Source organism: Roseisolibacter sp. H3M3-2 (assembly GCF_029211165.1).
In the GTDB taxonomy this organism is placed as follows: Bacteria; Gemmatimonadota; Gemmatimonadetes; order Gemmatimonadales; family Gemmatimonadaceae; genus Roseisolibacter.
Genome location: NZ_JARGEK010000526.1, coordinates 1 through 2,537 on the forward strand (window position 1 = coordinate 1; position 2,537 = coordinate 2,537).

Annotated in this window: 3 protein-coding genes and 1 pseudogene; all 4 read left to right on the plus strand. The window is 75.3% G+C overall.

Features of this window, described 5'->3' with window-relative positions; translation table 11 throughout:
- Positions 1-137: 137 nt before the first annotated feature.
- Positions 138-1,124 carry an NAD-dependent epimerase/dehydratase family protein gene (locus PYV61_RS23975; RefSeq protein WP_275836398.1) on the plus strand — a complete coding sequence of 329 codons (987 nt, stop codon included), beginning with the start codon at positions 138-140 and terminating at the stop codon, positions 1,122-1,124.
- Positions 1,121-1,870, plus strand: coding sequence for a MotA/TolQ/ExbB proton channel family protein (locus tag PYV61_RS23980; RefSeq protein ID WP_275836399.1), 750 nt, complete (start codon positions 1,121-1,123; stop codon positions 1,868-1,870). Before PYV61_RS23975 ends, PYV61_RS23980 begins: the two co-directional genes overlap by 4 nt.
- Positions 1,871-1,888: 18 nt before the next feature.
- On the plus strand, positions 1,889-2,299 hold the full coding sequence (locus tag PYV61_RS23985) for a biopolymer transporter ExbD (protein WP_275836400.1): 411 nt from the start codon (positions 1,889-1,891) through the stop codon (positions 2,297-2,299).
- Positions 2,296-2,537: pseudogene (locus tag PYV61_RS23990) on the plus strand (hypothetical protein); the annotation flags it as partial. The gene PYV61_RS23985 and the pseudogene PYV61_RS23990, both read left to right, overlap by 4 nt.

The following is a 2,537-nucleotide window of genomic DNA, read 5'->3' on the forward strand; positions in this document are numbered from 1 at the left end:
CGCGTCCGGCGGGCGCGGGCCGCGGCCGCGCATGCCTGCGCCCCGCCGGCCCGGTTAGATTGCCCGGCCGCCGCGCCCCCGTGGGCCCCGCCCGCCCCCGCCGCCGCGCCCCGTCCCCTCACCGTCATCTGCGCATCATGGCCAAGAAGGCGCTCGTCACCGGCGGAGCCGGCTTCATCGGCTCCCACGTCGCCGACCTCTTCCTCGCCGAGGGGTACGAGGTCGCGATCGTCGACAACCTGTCGAGCGGGCGGCGCGAGAACCTGCCGGCGGCGGCCACCTTCCACGAGCAGGACATCGGGGCCGCGGAGACGTCGGCGCTGGTGCGGACGGGCGGCTTCGACGTCGTCTGCCACCTCGCCGCGCAGATCGACGTGCGCAAGAGCGTCGGCGACCCGCGCTTCGACGCCACGCAGAACGTCCTCGGCTCGCTGAACGTGCTGGAGGCCGCGCGCCAGGCGAAGGAGGACGGCGGGAAGGCGCCGCGCGTGGTGTTCGCCAGCACCGGGGGAGCGCTCTACGGCGACTTCGTGCAGCCCCCCGCGCGCGAGACCGACCCGAAGGACCCCGAGTCGCCGTACGGCATCGCGAAGCTGAGCGTCGAGTACTACATGGCGTACTACGCGCGGCAGCACGGGCTGGAGTGCGTCGCGCTGCGCTTCGCCAACGTGTACGGGCCGCGGCAGGACCCGCACGGCGAGGCCGGCGTGGTCGCGATCTTCTGCAACCGGCTGCTTGACGGGCGCGCGATGACGACCTTCGGCACGGGCGAGCAGACGCGCGACTACGTCTTCGTGAAGGACGTCGCGCGCGCGAACTTCCTCGCCGCGACGCGCGCGCTGCCCGCGGTGGGCGCGCTCGACGCGCGGGCGTTCAACGTCGGCACCGGGATCGAGACGAGCGTCAACCGGCTCGCCGAGCTGCTGCAGCAGGCGGCCGGCACGTCGACGCCGGTCGAGCGCGCGCCGGCGCGCGCGGGCGAGCTGCAGCGGAGCGCGCTGGTGGTGGACAAGGCCGGCGCGCAGCTCGGGTGGACGCCGCAGGTGCCGCTCGACCGCGGGCTCGCCGAGACGTACCAGTTCTTCGCCGAGCGCCGCACGCGCACCGCGGGGGCCACGGCGTGACCGCGGCGTTCGTGCAGGACCCGCCGCCGCTCTCCGGCCCGGGCGGCGCCAACGCGCCCGCGGTGCCGTCGGACGTCATCGGGCTGATCGGCGCGGCGTCCACCGAGACGAAGGTCGTCCTCGTCGTGCTCGTGGTGCTGTCGCTGATCAGCTGGGGGATCATGCTCGCGAAGTGGCTCGAGTACTCGCGCGTCGAGCGCGCGGGGCGCGCGTTCGTGCGCGAGTTCGAGCACGCGGGCTCGCTGTCGGAGGCCGAGCGGGCCGCGGGGCGCGCGACCGGGAGCCCGTTCGTGGACGTGTTCCGCCGCGCGATGCTCTTCCTGTCCGAGACGCGCCCCGCGCTTCCCGGCACCGCCGACCGCTCGGCGCGCCTCTCGGGGTCGCAGGTCGAGGCGCTGCGCCTCGTGCTCGACTCGGAGAGCGACGCGGGGCGCGACCGCCTGGCGCGCTTCGTCTCCTGGCTGGCCACCATCGGCTCGGTCAGCCCGCTCATCGGGCTGCTCGGCACGGTGCTGGGCGTCATCTCGGCGTTCACCGGGATCGCGCGCGGCGGGGCGGGGAACCTCGCGGCGGTCGCGCCGGGCGTCGCCGAGGCGCTGGTGGCGACCGCCGCGGCGCTGGCCGTGGCCATTCCGGCGGTCTTCGGGTACAACGCCCTGGCCAACCGGCTCAACCGCCTCGACGGGGAGCTGGACGGCTTCGGCTCGGAGCTCATCGCGCTGCTGGTGCGCGAGGAGCGGATCTGATTCCCCGGAGCGCCTGACGTGAGCCGCCGCCGCCGCGAGCGCCTGCACCTGAACGCGGAGATCAACGTCGTGTCGCTGATCGACGTGATGATGCTCCTGATGGTGATCTTCATGATCACCGCGCCGATGATGCAGGGCGGGATCGACATCGCGCTGCCGACCGCCAAGGCGCGCCCGCTCGAGGCGAAGCGCCAGCTCGCGGTCTCGGTGACGCGCGACGGGCGCGTGTTCGTCGACGACACGCCGCTGTCGCTGGCGGAGTTCGAGGGGAGCTTCAGGACGCTCGCCGACCAGAAGGGGACCGAGGGGGGCGTGTACCTGCGCGCCGACGCCGGGGTGCCGTACGGCACCGTGGTGCGGGTCCTCGGCGTGATGCGCGCGAGCGGCGTGGGCGACGTGGGCCTCGTCGCGGAGCCCGAGACGCCGTGACGGCGGCGCCGGCGCCGACCCCCGTCGGGCGCTACGTCCCCCGCCGCGCGCGGCGCGCCGACTCGACGACGCGGCTGGGGCGGGGGATCGCCGCGTCGGCGGTCGTACATGCGGCCGTCGTGGCGGCGATCGCGTTCTGGCCGCGCGAGGCCCCGCGCCCGCTGCCGCCGGTGTACCGCGTGTCGCTGCAGGCGGCGCCGCCGGGGCCGCGCGCCGAGGGGATCGTGACGCCCACGCC

What these genes read in the sequence shown, in the direction of transcription:
- PYV61_RS23975 (WP_275836398.1), top strand. Translation starts at nt 138, where the DNA reads ATGGCCAAGAAGGCGCTCGTCACCGGCGGAGCCGGCTTCATCGGCTCC.